General features: G+C 73.2%; 13 protein-coding genes and 1 pseudogene. 9 read left to right on the top strand and 5 right to left on the bottom strand.

The features are described from left to right. Nucleotides 1-57: 57 nt before the first annotated feature. From C472_RS08755 to C472_RS08740, 4 genes are all read left to right on the top strand, one after another. Nucleotides 58-753 (top strand): hypothetical protein, encoded by a 696-nt coding sequence (locus C472_RS08755; protein WP_006629464.1) that lies wholly within the window; start codon nt 58-60, stop codon nt 751-753. 379 nt (nt 754-1,132) lie between these two features. Next, the gene (locus tag C472_RS08750) at nt 1,133-1,831 is read left to right on the top strand and encodes a CRISPR-associated protein Cas4 (protein ID WP_006629463.1); all 699 of its coding nucleotides are present in this window, start codon (nt 1,133-1,135) and stop codon (nt 1,829-1,831) included. Between the two features lie 292 nt (nt 1,832-2,123). Further along, entirely contained in the window at nt 2,124-3,689 is a 1,566-nt protein-coding gene (locus tag C472_RS08745; protein ID WP_006629462.1) for an alpha-isopropylmalate synthase regulatory domain-containing protein, read from the top strand. A 79-nt stretch (nt 3,690-3,768) separates the two neighbouring features. Further along, nucleotides 3,769-4,080 (top strand): hypothetical protein, encoded by a 312-nt coding sequence (locus tag C472_RS08740; protein WP_006629461.1) that lies wholly within the window; start codon nt 3,769-3,771, stop codon nt 4,078-4,080. Between the two features lie 59 nt (nt 4,081-4,139). Here the strand turns inward: C472_RS08740 and C472_RS08735 are convergent, their stop codons facing one another. Beyond that, nucleotides 4,140-5,561 carry an MATE family efflux transporter gene (locus C472_RS08735; RefSeq protein WP_006629460.1) on the bottom strand — a complete coding sequence of 474 codons (1,422 nt, stop codon included), beginning with the start codon at nt 5,559-5,561 and terminating at the stop codon, nt 4,140-4,142. A gap of 141 nt (nt 5,562-5,702) precedes the next feature. Here C472_RS08735 and C472_RS08730 point away from each other — a divergent pair, with 141 nt between their 5' ends. The 3 genes from C472_RS08730 to C472_RS08720 all read left to right on the top strand — a co-directional run bounded on the left by C472_RS08730 (nt 5,703) and on the right by C472_RS08720 (nt 8,233). Beyond that, entirely contained in the window at nt 5,703-6,110 is a 408-nt protein-coding gene (locus C472_RS08730; RefSeq protein WP_006629459.1) for a gamma-glutamylcyclotransferase family protein, read from the top strand. A gap of 214 nt (nt 6,111-6,324) precedes the next feature. Beyond that, nucleotides 6,325-7,536 carry a threonine ammonia-lyase gene (gene ilvA, locus C472_RS08725; RefSeq protein ID WP_006629458.1) on the top strand — a complete coding sequence of 404 codons (1,212 nt, stop codon included), beginning with the start codon at nt 6,325-6,327 and terminating at the stop codon, nt 7,534-7,536. A gap of 208 nt (nt 7,537-7,744) precedes the next feature. Beyond that, nucleotides 7,745-8,233: a hypothetical protein gene (locus C472_RS08720; protein ID WP_006629457.1), complete on the top strand. Its 489-nt coding sequence runs from the start codon at nt 7,745-7,747 to the stop codon at nt 8,231-8,233. An 85-nt stretch (nt 8,234-8,318) separates the two neighbouring features. Here C472_RS08720 and C472_RS08715 read toward each other — a convergent pair whose 3' ends face one another. From C472_RS08715 to folP, 4 genes and pseudogenes are all read right to left on the bottom strand, one after another. Further along, complete coding sequence (locus tag C472_RS08715) at nt 8,319-9,395, bottom strand: NAD(P)/FAD-dependent oxidoreductase (RefSeq protein WP_006629456.1); 1,077 nt, start codon at nt 9,393-9,395, stop codon at nt 8,319-8,321. A gap of 94 nt (nt 9,396-9,489) precedes the next feature. Then, nucleotides 9,490-10,257, bottom strand: coding sequence for a class I SAM-dependent methyltransferase (locus C472_RS08710; RefSeq protein ID WP_006629455.1), 768 nt, complete (start codon nt 10,255-10,257; stop codon nt 9,490-9,492). 68 nt (nt 10,258-10,325) lie between these two features. Beyond that, complete coding sequence (locus C472_RS08705; RefSeq protein ID WP_006629454.1) at nt 10,326-11,897, bottom strand: DHH family phosphoesterase; 1,572 nt, start codon at nt 11,895-11,897, stop codon at nt 10,326-10,328. Nucleotides 11,898-12,003: 106 nt separating this feature from the next. Further along, a pseudogene (gene folP / locus C472_RS08700) lies at nt 12,004-14,638 on the bottom strand (dihydropteroate synthase). Between the two features lie 384 nt (nt 14,639-15,022). Here folP and C472_RS08695 point away from each other — a divergent pair. Both C472_RS08695 and C472_RS08690 read left to right on the top strand, forming a co-directional pair. Further along, on the top strand, nt 15,023-16,123 hold the full coding sequence (locus C472_RS08695; RefSeq protein WP_006629452.1) for an ABC transporter ATP-binding protein: 1,101 nt from the start codon (nt 15,023-15,025) through the stop codon (nt 16,121-16,123). Next, nucleotides 16,120-16,875: an ABC transporter permease gene (locus C472_RS08690; protein ID WP_006629451.1), complete on the top strand. Its 756-nt coding sequence runs from the start codon at nt 16,120-16,122 to the stop codon at nt 16,873-16,875. The genes C472_RS08695 and C472_RS08690 overlap by 4 nt, the downstream gene beginning before the upstream one ends. The last annotated feature ends 30 nt before the right edge of the window (nt 16,876-16,905 follow it).

The raw sequence follows: 16,905 nt of genomic DNA, 5'->3' as shown, positions 1-16,905 counted from the left end.
CCCGTCGGCCCGACACGAGGCGAGCCTTTTCTACCGCCCCGACACATACGCACCCATATGGACGAGAAGACCGCCGAACTCCGCGATCTGTTCGTCGAGGCCACCGGCTCCGAGTCGGTCACCGAGCGGCAGGACGCGGCGCGCGGGACCCTCGTCGACGCCGACGCGGAGTCGGTCGACGGGACCGCGCGCGACCTCGTCGCCGCGATGCGCGAGCGGTACGGCTTCTCGACGGACCTCGACGACGACGCGTACGTCCTCGTCGCCCGCGGCCGGTTCGAAGCAGACGACGAGGCCGTCGCCGCCGCGCTCCGCGACGCGCTCGCGGAGCGGGAGGAGACGGATGTTGACCCTGACGCAATCGACGCCGAGACCGTTCGCAAGGCGCGACTCGACCTCCATCTCGTGCGGGAGTCCGACCGCGAGGTGGGTTGTGAATACGCGGACGCCGACTCCGCAGATGCCGACTCCGCGGACGCCGACTTCGCGTACGAAGACCTGAAGCAACTCACCGGCGCGGGCAACTCGATCGTCGAGTGCGCGGAGGAACTGGACGCTGCGCCCGATCGCGTCGCCCGCTACGCCGCCGTCGCGCGCGTCGACCTCACCTCGACGCAGGCGAACGACCGGTTCCGGGACGCGTTCCGCGACCTCTTCACCGACGCCGACATCGAGGGGTCGCTCGCGAGCACCGCCCGCGAGGACGGACTCAAAGAGGCGACCGAGGACATCGAGACGGACGTGTCCTTATAAACAGAGACGGCGGGAACTCGAACGCTCCCGGAGCCCCGGCCACTCTCCTGTACGCAGCCGTTTGTTTATAAAACAGTAGCCGAGACCGACACCTCCGAAGCCCCAGTCGCGAGGCGGACAGACGCTCGTTGCGCTCCTCGTCGCTCGCGTTGCTCGCTCCTGCGGTGCTTACGTCGCCTCTGCCCGCCTCGCGACTGCCCCTTCGAGTCCCGCCCGCCCCCGCACAGCAACCGCACCTCGCGCCTCCCCAGCCTCGTCGGCGGCCCTCCGCTTCGCTTCGGACCGCCGACTCCCTCGCGCGTGCGGTTCACGCCGCGATGCGGCGCTCACCGGCACGCGCCGTCCGGATTTATACCCGAAGCCGGGGCCACCCGGTCGCGTGACCCTGGTTCCCTTCAGCGATCTGGCTCGCGCGGCGTACTGCCCCCGACAGCTCTACTACGTCCGCCGCGACGAGGAGCGAAGCGTGCCCCCGGAGGCGCGCGAGCGGATCGACCTGGCGTTCCGTTACGACGAACTGGCCGACGCGCCGGACCGGACGCTCCGCCGGCTCCCGCTCCACCGGTCGCCGGCCGCCTACCGTCGGAACCTGACGCGGCTGCGCGACCGGGACGAGTACGACGCCCTCGTCGACCCCGCGAGCGAGCGCGGGTTCCTCTCGGGGAAGGACTGTCACGGGACCGTTCACAAGGTGCTGGAGCCGGGAGACGGCGGGGCAGACGGGGGCGGCGCGGAGGGGTCCGGGTCCCCGCCGATCCCGACGCTGGTCTCCTCCGGCGAGCCGCCCGAGAACGGCGTGTGGGAGCCGCAGGCGGTCCGCGCGGTCGGGATTGCGAAGGCGTTAGCGTGGGAGCGCGAGCGGGAGATCCCGCGGGCGCTCGTCGAGTACCCCGCGGTCGGCGTCGTCCGCGAGGTCCGGCTCACGACCCGGAAGAAGGCGGCGTATCGCGAGGCCCTCCGGGCCGCCCGGTCGATCGACGGCCCGCCGCCGCGCGTCGACGACGGGCGCTGTGACGCCTGCGAGTACGCGGGCGAGTGCGGGACGCGGCGACGGTCCCTGCGGTCGCTGCTGGGGTGAGAGGGCGGGGTCGGCGCGTCCGCCCCCGTCGGGCCCCGCCGAGAGATCCACGACGAAACCGGAGTCGAACCGACGATCGCTCGGCCATTCCTGACGCGACCCGGCAGTTTATACGTGCGTGTGTCGTCCGCATGGGCACGAATGACGCGAGACACTCGCGATCGTTCGGAGGATAGAGGAAGTCGCCTCGCGGCGGCTGGCCGCGAAATTCTCCGACGATAACGATTCCGGGGCACGACCGCCCCGCGGCGGCACCGACCCCCAGACCACCGACGAGCCGACTGACCCCCTTTTGACCCGAACACAACTCACCGACCTCGACGAGGTACAGCTGTTAGACACCACGCTGCGCGACGGCGAGCAGATGCCGGGCGTCTCGCTGTCGCCCCGCGAGAAGGTCGACGTCGCCCGCGAGCTCGACGCCGCCGGCGTCCACCTGATCGAGGCCGGCTCGGCGTGTACCTCGGCGGGCGAGCGCGAGGCGATCCGGAAGGTCGCCGACGAGGGACTCGACGCCACCGTGACGAGCTTCGCCCGCGGCGTGAAGCGGGACGTGGACCACGCGCTCGACTGCGGCGTCGACGGCGTGAACCTCGTCGTCCCCGCCTCCGACAAGCACGTCGAGACGAAGGTCGGGTCGACCCGCGACGAGGTGGTCGAGACCACCGTCGAACTCGTCGAGTACGCGAAAGAGCACGGCCTGTGGGTCGAGGTGCTCGGCGAGGACGGCTCGCGGGCCGACCTCGACTACCTCGACCGCCTGCTGGGTGCCGGGCTCGACGCCGGCGCGGACCGCATCTGCTACTGCGACACGGTGGGCGCGGCCGACCCCGAGCGCACCGCCGAGGTCGTCTCGCGGCTCGCCGACCGCGGCCCGACGAGCCTCCACACCCACGACGACCTCGGCTTCGGGCTGGCGAACGTCCACGCCGGGCTGAAGGCCGGCGCGGACACGGTCCACGGGACGGTCCTCGGCGTCGGCGAGCGCGCCGGCAACGTCGCCCTCGAGGAGGTCGCGATCGCGCTCGGCGAGTCGTACGGCGTCGACACCGTCGAGCTCGCGCGGCTCTACCGGCTCTGCCGGACGGTCTCGGAGGCGACCGGCGTCGCGCTCCCGCCGAACAAGGCGGTCTGCGGCGCGAACGCCTTCGCCCACGAGTCCGGCATCCACACCGACGGCACGCTCAAGGACGGGACGATGTACGAGCCGTACCCGCCGGAGACGGTCGGCCGCGAGCGCCGGCTCGTCCTCGGCAAGCACGCGGGCCGCGCCGGGGTGAAGGCCGCGCTGGCCGAGCACGACGTGGCGGTGACCGACGACGAGCTCCGCGAGGTCGTCGACCGCGTCAAGGAACTGGGCGAGCGCGGCAAGCGCGTCACCGACGCGGACCTGCTCGCGGTCGCCGACGACGTCCGCGGCCGCGAGCGCGAGCGCCACGTCGAACTGGTCGACCTCTCCGCGACCTCCGGCGGGAACCTCCCGACCGCCTCCGTCCGGCTCCGCGTGGGCGACGACGAGCGCGTCGCCGCCGGCACCGGCTCCGGGCCGGTCGACGCCGGGCTGGAGGCGGTCCGGACGGCGCTGGCGGGCGACGGAAGCGACGACGCAGAGGGCGCGGGCGACGGCGTCGCCTTCGACCTCGACTCCTACCACGTCGACGCGATCACCGGCGGCACCGACGCGGTCGTCACCGTCGAGGTGGACCTCTCGCGGGGCGACCGCTCCGTGAGCGTCTCGGCGTCGGACGCCGACATCACCCGCGCGAGCGTCGTCGGGATGGTCGACGGGCTCGACCGCCTGCTGGCCGCCGAGGCCGACGCCGCGGACGCGGAGCCGGGAGCGGTCGCCGACGACTGAGTCCGCGGCACGGCGCGTCGGCGTCCGATCGCGTCGGCGTCTGACGAGGTTTTTATCCGAGGGCGTCCGAACGCCGGGTGTGAGCGTCGTCGTCGCGATCAAGCCGTCCGCGCGCAAGCGGAACGCGAAGGTTGGCAAACTCGTCTTCGAGGACGGGCCCCGCCACGACTTCGAGAGCCGCGCGGCCGCGGAGCGGTGGGCCGACGACCTCTCGGCCGGCGACGGCCACGTCTGGATCGCGAGCGCGCACCCCCGCGACGACGGCGACGCGGACTGTTACCTCGTCTCGCGCGCGACGAACGCGAAGTTGGAGGCCGCCTACGACAAGCGCCGCCGCCGGCTCAGAGGGGACACGGGCTCCGAACAGGAGTCGCTCGGCGGCGAGCCCTGAGCCGAGGGGCGGCGGGGAGCGCCGGGCGTCGCGAGAGGCGCTGCGGGCCCCGCCCTCGCCTAGGAAGATTCCTCGTCCGGCATGGGGTCGGCGTCGCTCTCCGGCCCGGATCCCCGCGCGTCCATCATGTCGGCGGCGCGGGTCGCCCAGTCCGAGTACCGGAAGCCGAGGGCGACGACGAGCGCCATCCACGCGTAGGCGGCGGACACGCCGACGTACGCGCCGACCGGACCGAACCCCGCGGTGCGGCCGAGCAGCCACGATAGCCCGAGAAAGAGCCCGAACATCGCCGAGACGCGCGCGACCAGCGGGATCCGCGTCTCGCTGGCCCCCTGAAGCGACCCGGAGAGCGCGGAGAAGCAGACCAGCGCGGCACCGGCGACCCCGTACACCCGCGCGAAGTCGACCGCGTACGCGATCGTCGGCGCGTCGTCGGTGAATATCGGCACGAGCCGCGGCGCGGCGACGACGAGCCCCAGTCCGATCGTCCCGACGGTGAGCACGCCGAGCCCGGCGACCGCCCAGCCGTTGAACCGCGCGGCCTCCGGGTCGCCCTCGCCGAGCGCCTGCCCGACCAGCACCGACGCCGCGACGTTGTAGCCCCGCGAGAGCGGCCCGGTCACCTGCTGATAGACGCGGCGACCGATCTGGAACCCGGCGTTGACCGCCTCGCCGAAGCCGAGGAGGAGCGCGTTGAACGGGAACTCCGCGATCTCGGAGCCGAACCCCTCCAGGACGCGGGGGGCGCTCACGGCGAGCAGCTGTCTCGCGATCGTGAGGTCCCGCGGCCGCGCGAAGTCCGCGTCGGTCCACGACCCCCAGATCGCGAAACAGAGCAGTCCGGCCGTGAGGACGTTCGCGCCCGCGGTCGCGAGGCCGACGCCGAGGACTTCGAGCCGCGGGAGGCCGAACAGCCCTAACCCGAGGACGACCGAGCCGGCGATGTTGACTGAGTTGGCGGCGACGTTGACGTACATCGGGGTCCGGGTGTCGCCGGTCCCCTGGAGCGCCCGCGCGCCGACCAGGGCGACGTGGCGCGCCGGCGCGGTCGCGAACACGACCGCGAGGTACGTCGAGCCGAGGTCGACGACCGCGGGCGAGGTCTCCTCGCCGACGATCCGGCCGAACACGTCGATCGCGAACTCCCCGAAGAGGAAGCCGAACAGGACGAACGGGACCCCGGCGAGCGCGCCGAGCAGGATCGCCTGCGTCACCGCCTCGTCGCGGTTCTCCGCGGCCCCCGCGCCGGTGTCCTGCGAGGAGAGCGCGATGGCACCGCCGCCGAGCCCCAGTCCGATCCGCAGCGGGAAGCGGGCGTACAGGTCGGCGAGGCCGATCGCGACGACCGCGGCCGGCGAGAACAGCGCGGTGACCAGAATGTCGGTCGTCCGCATCGCGGTGCGGAACGTCTGCTCGGCCATGACGGGCCACGCGAGCGAGAACACGCGCCGCCAGACGCGCCGCAACCGCGGGAAGTCCATGTACCCCCGCCGACGGTCGCCCGCGGTATTGATATACCGGAGGCGGTCGGCGTCGCCGCCACTCAGCGCCGCGGGCGTTGGTCGGCCGCCCCGGGACGGGCGTCCCCGAACGTTGAAGCCCGCCAGCGACCCACACGGCCCATGGACGTCTTCGTGTACGGCACGCTGACCGAACCGGAGCGGGTCGCCGAGGTGCTCGACTCGTTCGTCTTCGTCGGCCCGGCGACGCTCACCGGCCTCGAACTCGTGGAGGGGCGGTACCCCACGCTCGCGCCGGGCGGCGAGACCGCGGGGCGGCTCCTCCGAACGGAGGCGGCCGACGCGCTCGACGCGTACGAGAACGTGGACGACGGGCTGTACGTCCGGGAGCGCGTGCCGCTCGACGCGCCGGCGGACCACCCCGACACCGCCGCGGTGTACGTCGGGGACCCCGACCGGCTCGACGCGGACGCGACGTGGCCGGGGGCCGGCCCGTTCCCCGACCGGGTGCGATCGGTGCTCGACGAGCGGGACGTGCGAGTGCGACTCACACCCGCGGATCCCGTCTGACGGGCGGATGACGGCCTTGCGGTCGTGCGGTTCCACTTTCGCTCTGGTAGCCTCACCTTTTTGTATTCCCGCGGCGTCGTTTCACTCGCACGTCACACGCGTGCATTCCCCCACCTTTCCTCTCTCCCGAGCCGACGGCCCGGGGATCGGCTCCCCCGACCCGCGCCGTCGGCCGACCGCAACCGATTAGCGGTCGGCGCGGCGACTCGGTGGCATGCTCAGTCTTGCCGACATCCGCGAGGCGCGCGAGCGGGTCTCGGGCGTCGCCCGACACACGCCCTTGGAGCGGTCGCGCTCCTTCTCCGAGATGAGCGGCGCGGACCTCCACCTCAAACTGGAGAACTTCCAGCGGACGGGCGCGTTCAAGATCCGGGGCGCGATGAACCGGATCGCCACCCTCACCGAGGCGGAACGCGAGGCGGGCGTCGTCACCGCCAGCGCGGGCAACCACGCGCAGGGCGTGGCGCTGGCCGCCGGCCGCGCGGGCGTCGACGCCACGGTCGTCATGCCGAAGTTCGCGCCCGTCTCGAAGGTGAAGGCCACCCGCGGGTACGGCGCGAGCGTCCGGTTAGAGGGCGTCGACTACGACGAGGCGCAGGCGTACGCCCACCAGTTGGAGCGCGAGGAGGACCGGACGTACGTCCACGCGTTCGACGACCCGGTCGTGATGGCGGGTCAGGGGACGCTCGGCCTGGAGATCGTCGACGACTGCCCCGAACTCGACACGGTCGTCGTCCCGATCGGGGGCGGCGGCCTGATCTCCGGGGTCGCGGTCGCGATCAAAGAACAGCTCCCGGACGTGCGCGTCGTCGGCGTCCAGGCGGAGGGGGCCGCCTCGGCCGCGAAGTCGCTGGAAGCGGGCGAACTCAGGGAGATCGACAGCGTCGACACGATCGCCGACGGGATCGCCACGCGGTCAGTCGGCGAGCGGACCCTCGAAGTCATGGCGGAGTACGTCGACGAGGTCGTCACCGTCGACGACCGCGAGATCGCCTTGGCGCTCACGCTGCTCTTGGAGCGCTCGAAGACGCTCGTCGAGGGCGCGGGGGCGGTCGCGCTCGCGGCCGTCCTCTCGGAGGCGTTCGAGTACGACGACGGCGAGACGGTCGTCGCCGCGCTCTGTGGCGGCAACATCGACCTCAACCGCCTCGGCACCGTGGTCCGCCGCGGGCTCGTCCAGATGGGGCGGTACCTCAAGATCACCATCGACCTGAAGGACCGCCCCGGCGAACTGGAGCGGGTCTCCAGCATCGTCGCGCGCACCGGCGCGAACGTGTACGCGGTCCACCACGACCGCACGTCCCGGGACGTGGCGGTCAACGCCGCCGAACTCGAACTCGAACTGGAGACCGACGACGCCGAACACGCCGCCGACATCGTCGACGCACTCGAAGCCGAGGGGTACGACGTGGAGATCCTGTCGTAGGCGGCCGCGACGGCCGCCAGAGACGAGGCCGGGGAGGCGTGAGGAGAGGACGCATTCCCGTGAGGAGCGCGGCGCGACGCGCCGCGAACGGACCGATCGCCGGTCGCACTCGGGATCGTCGCGTGATCGGAGTGTCTCGTGGAGCGATTACCTGTCCGTGAGCCACAGAAGGCTTATTCCGGGGGGTTCGGAAGCGAAACCTGCCCTCATGTCCCTGACGTTCATCCGCGCCAAGCCCCTTCAGGCGCTCAAACTCGGTTCCGTCCTCGGAGCCCTCGGATTCGGAATCGCCAGCGTCGCCGGACTGCTCCCCGGCGACGGACTGGACGGCTTCCTCGTTCTCGCCTTCTTTCCGATGGTTCTCGCCCTCGTGATCGGTGCCGAAGCGCTCCTAGCGGGCTACCGTCTGGCCCGCGCCGACGACCCAGGAAGCCGGTTGCGGAGCCGCCCCCGCTACACGGCGGTCCGGGCGTTCGAGGTCGTCGCCACGCTCGGTGCGCCCGGCGCGTTCTACGTCCTCATCGTCGAGATCGGCGGCGAGGTCGCCGGCCCGGGCGCGATCGGGCTGCTGTTCTACGGGGTCGGGCTCGGCCTGCTCGCGTTCGGTGCGGTGGCACTCCGAACGGCGGTCGAGCTCTACGACCACCACCGGAACCGTCCCGTGTCGGAACGCGTCCGAGGCGGATCAAAAACATAACCGGCGGAATCCCGACTCCAGCGGGCGATTCGGGGTCGAAGCGCCGGTTCCGGAATTCCCGTTGAACGGCGGCGACTCCGCTCTCCTAGTCGTCTGCGGTCGCGGCGTCGGCCTCGGCCTCGGTCTCGTACAGCTCCCCCGCCCGCTCGCGCTCGGAGAGGTACTCGTCGGCGTCGAGCGCGGCCTTCACGCCCATGCCGCTCGCGGTCGCCGCCTGCTGGTAGTGGAAGTCGACCACGTCGCCCGCGCCGAACAACCCCTCGACGCCGGTCTTCGTCTGGCCGCCGCCGCGGCCGCCCTCGGCGACGAGGTAGCCGTCGTCGTCGGTCTCGATCCCGGTTCCCTCCAGGAAGTCGGTGTTCGGCGTGTGGCCGATGGCGTAAAACACCGCTCCCACGTCGAAGTCGTACTCGTCGACCTCGTCGGCGGTCGCGGGGTCGTCGAGCTTCTCCTTCGGGTGGCCGTCGGGGTGTTCGACGAGCGTCACGTGGTCGACGCCGTCCTCCTTGTTCCCGTGGATCTCCGTCAGTTCGGTGTTGAGGAGGAGTTCGATCTCGCCGTCCTCGACCTTCTCCTCGACGCGCTCGATCCAGACGTCCTCCGCGCGGAACTCCTCGCGGCGGTGGGCGACGTAGACGGTGTCCGCGAACTTCGTCAGGAAGTTCGCCTCCTCCATCGCGGCGTCGCCGCCGCCGACGACGAGCATGTCCTCGTCGCGGAAGAACGCGCCGTCGCAGGTCGCACACGTCGAGAGGCCGTACCCCATCAGCTCGTCCTCGCCGGGGACGCCGAGCGTCCGGGCGGAGGCCCCGGAAGCGACGATGACGGCGTCGGCGGTGTAGACGTCGCCGTCCGAGAGCGCGACGCGGAAGTGGCCCGCCGGCTCCTTCGAGACGTCCTCGATGACGCCGTTGCGGGCCTCGGCCCCGAACTTGGTCGCCTGCTCTTTCATGTCGTTGATCAGGCCCGGCCCGGAGATCCCCTCGGGGAAGCCGGGATAGTTCTCCACCTCGCTCGTCAGCGTGAGCTGGCCGCCCGGTTCGTCGCCCTCGACGAGGAGCGGGTCGTTGTTCGAGCGCGCGGCGTAGATCGCCGCCGACAGCCCCGAGATACCGGTGCCGGCGATGATCAGTCGACGGTGTTCGACGACGTCGTCGGTCATGTGAACTGATTCGCCGCCGCGCCGTATGTACGTTGCGCCCGCTGTCGATCGCCCCGCACGACCGAGGGGTCACACCCGGCGGCGGGGGCCCGCGCTACCGCACCGCGACGAACACGCTCCGGTCGTCGTCCGGCCCGTAACCGTCGGCGACGGAGACGGCGTCGAACCCCGCGGCGGCGAGCGCGTCGGCGATCCGGGCGTCGGAGAACGGCGTCATCCGGCGGCGGTCGACGAACGGCTCGCCGTCGGGCGTGAACGTCACCGCCCGCCAGTCCAGTCGGCCGTCGCCGGTCGCGACGTGGTGTGCGACCCGGACGTACTCGATCGCCCCGTCCGCGTCGCGGCCGACGTCCAGCCCCGGCCGGTTCCCCTCGGGCGGCAGCGGGGAGTTGTCGAAGACGAGGACGCCGCCCGGCCGGAGGGCGTCGCGGAGCGCCCCGACCGCGGGGCCGAGGTCGCTCGGCGGGAGGTGGTTGACGACGCCGCGGATCGCGACCGCCGCGTCGAACGGCCCGGCGTCGCCGAGGTCCGGGTCCGGGAGGCCGGTGTGACGGAACGCGACCGCGCCGTCGGAGCCGGCGGCCCGGCCGGTCCGGTCGTCCCCGCCGACCGCGCGAGCGCACTTCTCGCGCGCGACGTCGAGCATCCCCTCGTGAACGTCGACCGCGGTCACGTCGAGCCCGCGGGCCGCGAACCGCCGCGTGTGCTCGCCGGTGCCGCAGCCGACCTCCAGCAGGCGCTCGGGGCCGACGCCGCGTTCGGCGAGGAGGTCCGTGACGAACGCGACGTCGCGGTCGTAGTCCCACGCGGACTGGATCGCGTCGTAGAGCCGCGGGCGCTCGTCGTAGAGGGCGTCGCCCATGTGCGGGCGTCCGCGGCGGAGAAAGGACTGCCTTTCGGCGGTGTGGGCCTGAATGACACGCTCCGCGGTCAGTCCGTCGGGAACTCCGGCGGGAGGCCGGCCGGCTGGGCGGGCGCGTCGTCGAGCGCCTCGAAGAACCGCCCGGCGACGAACGCCTCGACCACCTCGGCGAGCGACTCCGCCTCCGACTCCGAGACCTCCGCGAGGAGGCCGAGCGGGACCTGCGCGCCCGCCATCGCGGCGTGGCCCCCGGCCGACCCCACGGGGTCGAGCGCGTCGCGCAGCAGTTCGCCGGCGTCGAGGTCGGCACCGCGGGCGCGGGCGGAGCCGTAGATCACCCCGTCCATGTAGCCGTAGACGAACGTCACCGTCACGCCGTCCAGATCGAGGAGGCGCTCGGCGGCCTGCGCGAGCGCGTCGCGGTCCGCGATCTCGCCGACGCAGGAGGCGGCGGTCGACCCGCGGACGTCGCGGTTCTCGATGGCGGCCGCGAGGACGCGCAGCGTCTCGGGACTCACGCTCGGGCTCTCGACGCGTTCGAGCGTCGACTCGTCGGCGTGCGCGAGCAGGGCGGCCGCGGCCCGGAAGTCGTCGATCGCGGTCGCCCGCGTGAAGTCCTTCGTGTCGATCCGGATCCCGTACAGGAGCGACGTGGCGAGGTCGCGGTCGGGCGCGATCCCGAACCGCGAGAGGTACTCCGCTATCAGCGTGCTCGTCGCGCCGACCGCCGGGCGGATGTCCACGAACGACCCCGCGACCGGCCCCCGCGGCGGGTGGTGGTCGATGACGACGTCGACCGGGTGGTTCTCGGGGAGGCTGTCGTTGATCCCGGCGCGGGAGTGGTCGACCAGGGCGACGCCGCCGTACTCGTCGAGGTCGAGCTCGTCGACCGGTTGGAGCCCGATGTCGAGGAGGTTCACCATCGCGCGGTTCTCCTGGTGGGCGATCTCCCCGCCGTAGCAGGCGTCCGCGTCGACGCCGATCGACTCGGCGACCCGGGTCAGCCCGATCGCGCTCGCGATGGCGTCCGGGTCGGGGTTGTCGTGGGCGACGACCAAGAGCGGTCCCGACAGCCGCCGGAGCGTCGCGAGCAGCCGGGCCGGCTTCTCGTCGTCCGGGGCCTGAGCGGGACCGGCGGCGAGGCCCGCTTCCACGTCGGTCTCGACGTCCGAGTCGGTCGGTTCGGTTCCGCCGGCCGCGTCTGCGGCGGCCTCCGGGCCGTCCGCGTCGCCCGGGTACTCACCGTCCAGCCCGAGCACCTCGCAGACGCGGCCGGTGACGGCCTCGACGGGGTCGATCACGCGGTCCGCGACCGCCACGATCGCGGCCCGCTGCGCGTCCGTCACCGCTGTTCCGAGGTACGCGACGAGCATCGCGTTCGGGTAGCGGTCCCGGGCCGTACGGGCGGCGGCGACGTTCCGGTCGGCGTCGTCGCTCGCGACCACCACGATCGCCGCCGCGTCCGGGTAGTTCGCGGGGTCGGTCGGGTCGGCCTCGACCGTGGCGACGTTGCGGTCGCGCAGCGTCGACGACCACCCCGTGTCGTCGGTGATCGCCACCAGTTCGCCGCGCTCCTCGCGAGTGTGCTCGGCGAGAGCGTTCCCGACCGCGCTACAGCCGAGGAGCAGGCGACGGGTCATACGGACGCGACGGGATCTGGAGGCAAAACGCTGGCGTCGGCGCGCTCCGGTCGATTCCGCCGGTGCGCGGAGTTCCACCGACCCGGCGTCGCGCTCCGCACGAGAGTCACTCCGGGTCCTCCGCCCCTTCGGGGTCGGCTGCCCCTTCCGCGTTCTCTGCGCCCTCCGCGGGGCCGTCGCCGTCGCGGAGCGACCCGCCGACCGCGGCGGCGACGTCGACCGCCGCGCGGTTCTCCGCGACGTCGTGGACCCGGACGATGTCGGCCCCGCGGTCGGCGGCGAGCGCCGTGCCCGCGACCGTCGCGTGCTCGCGGTCGTCGGCGTCGCGCCCGACCGCGCCGTACAGCGACTTGTGGGAGTGGCCGACGAGGACGGGACAGCCGAGCGCCGCGAACTCGCCGCAGCGCGCGAGCAGTTCGAAGTCCTCCGCCGGCGACTTGCCGAAGCCGAGCCCGGGGTCGACGATGACGCGGTCGCGGTCGATCCCGGCCGTGTCGGCGAGCGCGAGCCGCTCGCGCAGCGAGTCGAGCACCTCCGCGACCACGTCGTCGTACTCGGGGTCGGCGTCGGGGTCGACCGGCGCGTCGAGGCTGTGCATCACGATCACCGGGCAGTCGGCGTCGGCGACGACCGCTCGCATCTCGGGGTCCTCCAGCCCGGTCACGTCGTTGATGATGTCCGCGCCCGCGTCGAGCGCGGCCTCGGCGACCGCGGGCTTGCGGGTGTCNCCCGACCGCCGGGACCGACTGTATCGCCTCGATCGTCGGCACGACGCGGTCGATCTCCTCGTCGACCGGGACCGGCTCCGCCCCGGGCCGGGTGGACTCGCCGCCCACGTCGACGACGTCGACGCCCGCCTCGACCATGCGTTCGACGCCCGCGACCGCGTCGTCGAGGTCGGCGTGGCGGCCCCCGTCGTGGAAGGAGTCCGGCGTGACGTTGAGCACGCCCATCACGGCGGCGCGATCGGTCCACGGGTAGTCGGCGTTCGCGGAGTCGGTGTCGGCGTCCGCGGAGTCGGTGTCGATCCCGACCGCGGCCGCGAGGTCGGCCGCGACCCCGCCGAGTCCGCCGGTTTCAGCCGCGGCGAGCCGGTCGGCGAGCGCGCGGAGTTCGGCGACCGTCCCGGCGACCGTGACTGGCACTTGCTCGCCCGCAGCGCCGCGGTCCTCGTCCGCGCCGAGCCCGCCGAGGGCGGCGTCGCCGCCGACGGCTCGGGCCTCGGCCGCGACGCGCTCGGCGCGGTCGCCGCGCAGGCGGAGGGTGAGGACGCGGTGATCGACCCCGTCGCGGTGACGCTCGACGCCCGCCGGCGGGACGCCGGCCGTGTCGAGCGCGTGGGTCGCGTCGGCCGCGTCGCGGACCGTCCGCTCGCGGACCGTTCGGGTGCGGGCGGCCCGGGCCTCGGCGACCGCGAACAGCGACCCGACGAGCAGCACGCAGTCGCCCGCGTCGGCGCGGTCGACCGCGTCGTTGAGGGCGTCCGCCACGTCGTCGCCGGCCGTCACGCGCTCGATCCCCGCCGAGCGGAGCGCGGCGGCGAGGACTTCCGGGTCCTCCGCACGGTCGATTGCGGGCTGACAGGTGACGGCCGTCGCCGCGTCGGGGAGCGCCGCGGCCGTCTCCGCGTGCTCCTTGTCGTACATCGCGGCGTACACGAGGTGGAGGTCGTCGTAGTCGTACTCGGCGAGCGTCGCGGCGAGGGTCCGGGCGGCCGCGGGGTTGTGCGCGCCGTCGAGGACGGTCAGCGGCGCGGTGCCGACGACCTCGAACCGGCCCGGCCATGTCGCCCGCGCGAGCCCGTCTCGGACCGCGCGGTCGGGGAGGTCGGTCCCCAACGTCTCCGCGGTCCGGTCCGCGAGCCCGACGGCGACCGCCGCGTTCGCCGCCTGATGGCGGCCGACGAGTGGGATCCGGTAGGTCCCTTCTCGCTCGCCCGTGAGAGTGATCTCCGCGTCGGTGGCGCTCACTCGGCCCTCGTACGTCGCCGCGAACGCCGGCGGGTCGTCGCTGTCGTCGCTGTCAGCGTCGGTCTCGGCGGCGGCGCTGTCCGCGTCGCCGTCGCTTACGTCTCCCTCCCCGGTCACCCGCGTCACCGGCGCGCCGGCCTCGCCCGCGACCTCGCGGACGACGTCGAGCGCCTCGCCCTCGCAGGCGGTCACGAACGGGGCGTCGGGCCGGGCGATCCGGGCCTTCGTGCGGGCGATCTCGCCGACCGTGTCGCCGAGGACCGCGGTGTGTTCGAGGGAGACGTTCGTGATCGCGGTCGCGACCGGGTCGACCGCGCTCGTCGCGTCGTACTCGCCGCCGAGCCCGACCTCCAGGACGGCCACGTCGACCTCGCGGCGCGCGAACTCGCGGACCGCCATCGCGGTGACGACCTCGAAGAAGGTGAGCGGCTCGCCCTCGGCCGCCCGGTCGATCAGCCACGGGCGGACCTCCGCGACGAAGTCGGCGACCGCGGCCTCGGTCATCTCCCGGCCGTCGACGCGGACGCGCTCGGTGAGCGCCGAGAGGTGCGGCGAGGTGTACAGGCCGACCGAGAGTCCGGCCTCCCGCAGGACCGACTCCGTCAGCCGCGCCGCGCTCCCCTTCCCGTTCGATCCGGCGATCTGGACGAACGGGACGTCCTCCTGCGGCGAGTCGAGGTGCGCGAGGAGCGCCTCGACCCGCTCCGTGCCGGGCTTGACCGAGAAGCGGCGGAGGTCGAAGAGGAACGCCGCCGCCTCGTGGTAGTGCATACGCCGTGGGTCGGCTCCGCGTCGCTTAGGCGTAACGGACCGTGACGACGTGGCGTTCGACGACGGATCGTACCGCGCGGTCGATCGGCTTCGAGAACACGACCGCCGAAGCCCCAGTCGCTCGGCTACACGTGACTGTTTTCGCCGCGAACGATTCTACGACCGAGACCGCCTCGCGACTGCCCCTTCGAGTCCCGCCCCGCACAGCACCGCCCTCACGCCTCCCCAGCCTCGCGGCTCACGGCTTCGCCGTTCGCCGCGTCCCTCGCGCGTGCTCCTCGCGGCCGCCTTCGGCGGCACGCTCGCAGGCACGCGCCGGAGTAACTGACCGGCGACCGCGACCGAAGAGCAACCCTTACGCGCGCGGCTCCCGGACCGGAGGTCATGGACGAACCGACAGCCGAGGCGGACGCGTCGACCGCGTCGGCCGCGGCGTCGTCGACGGCGGGCGACGGCGGTCCCAACGCCGGGACCGCAGTCGTCGCGGAGGGCGTCCGGAAGGCGTACGGCGACGTGGTCGCGCTCGACGGGATCGACCTCGACGTCGCGGCCGGCGAGGTGTTCGGGCTCATCGGCCCGAACGGGGCCGGGAAGACGACGCTGGTGCGCGCGCTCACGGGCACGACAGAGGCCGAGGGCGACCTGCGCGTCTTCGGCGAGTCCCCGCGGGACGTCGATCCGAGCCGGATCGGGCTGCTCCCGCAGGCGTTCGACCCGCCGGCGCGGCTCACGGCCCGCGAGCTGGTCGACTACTACGGCGGGCTGTACGACGCCGCCCGCGACACCGAGTCGGTCCTCGACGACGTGGGGATGGCCGACGACGCCGACGCGTGGTACGAGACGCTCTCGGGCGGCCAGAAGCGCCGGACCTGCGTCGCGACCGCCGTCGTCAACGACCCCGACCTCCTCTTCCTCGACGAGCCGACGACCGGGATCGACCCCGCCGGCCGGCGGGCGATCCACCGGCTGATCGAGCGGCTCGCCGCCGACGGCACGACCGTCTTCCTCACGAGCCACGCGATGGACGAGGTCGAGCGGCTCGCCGACCGGGTCGCGATGCTTCGCGACGGCGAAGTCGTCGCCGGCGGCGCGCCGGACCGGCTGGTCGCCGAACACGGCGGCGCGCCACGGCTCGACGCCGAGACCGCGGAGGCGGCGACCGAGGGCGTCGTCGAGCGCGTCGCCGCCGGGGTCCACGACCGGCTCGGGGACGACCCGACCGTCGCGGCGACGGACGAGGGGATCCGGGTGCGGGGCGTGCGCCCGGAGGCGATCGGCGACGCCGTCGGCGCGCTCGACGACGCCGGCGTCGCCTTCGAGTCGCTCTCGTGGTCCGAGCCGTCGCTTGAGGACGTGTACCTACGTCTCACGGGCGAAGAGTACACGAGAGGCGGGGGGAACGGGGCGGTCGAGTCGGCCGACTCGGCCGCGCCGGGCGAATCGGTCGGGTCGGTCGCGACGGACGACGAGGAGGGCGACCGATGACCCGGATCGGCCGAATTCGGACGGAGGCGCTCGCGGCCGCGCGCTCGTTCACCCGTCGCCGGACGGCGGTGTTCTTCACCTTCTTCTTCCCGGTGATCTTGGTCGTCATCTTCGGCGCGCTGGTGCGGACCCAGCCGACCGGCGGGGGGCTGTTCGCCGAGCCGGCGGGCTACTACATCCCGGGCTACCTCGCGGTCGTGGTCCTGTTCACGCCGCTGTCGCGGGTCGGCTCCGAGATCGCGCGCCACCGCGACGGCGGGCGGTTCGAGAAGCTCGCGACCACCCCGCTCTCCCGGGCCGAGTGGCTCCTCGCGCACACGCTCGTCAACGTCGCGATCATCGGTGCCGCGAGCCTGCTCATCCTCGGCCTCGTGCTGGCGGTGACCGACGCGACGCTGATCGTCTCGCCGGCGCTCGCCGCGCTGCCGGCGTTCGTCGCGGTCGCGGTCGCGCTCTTCTGCGGCCTCGGCGCGGTCCTCGGGGCGGTCGCGGACTCGCAGGACGGCGTGATCGCCGCGAGCAACACGGTGGCGCTCCCCCTGCTGTTCCTCTCCGAGACGTTCGTCACGCCGTCGCTGTTGCCGGAGTGGTTCCTGCCGGCGGTCGCCGCCTCGCCGCTGACGTACTTCGCCCGCGGCACCCGCGCGATCACCTACGAGGGCGGCGCGTGGGCCGGCGACCTGCTCGTGTTGACCGCGCTCGCCGCCGGCTTCCTCGCGGTCGGCGCGTACGCGGTCCCCCGAACCGAGTGACCGCGCGGCGGTCGCCGCGGAACCGTCCAT

This window comes from Halorubrum tebenquichense DSM 14210 (assembly GCF_000337415.1).
GTDB classification, from domain to species: domain Archaea; phylum Halobacteriota; class Halobacteria; order Halobacteriales; family Haloferacaceae; genus Halorubrum; species Halorubrum tebenquichense.
This window is presented reverse-complemented; position numbering and strand designations above follow the sequence as displayed.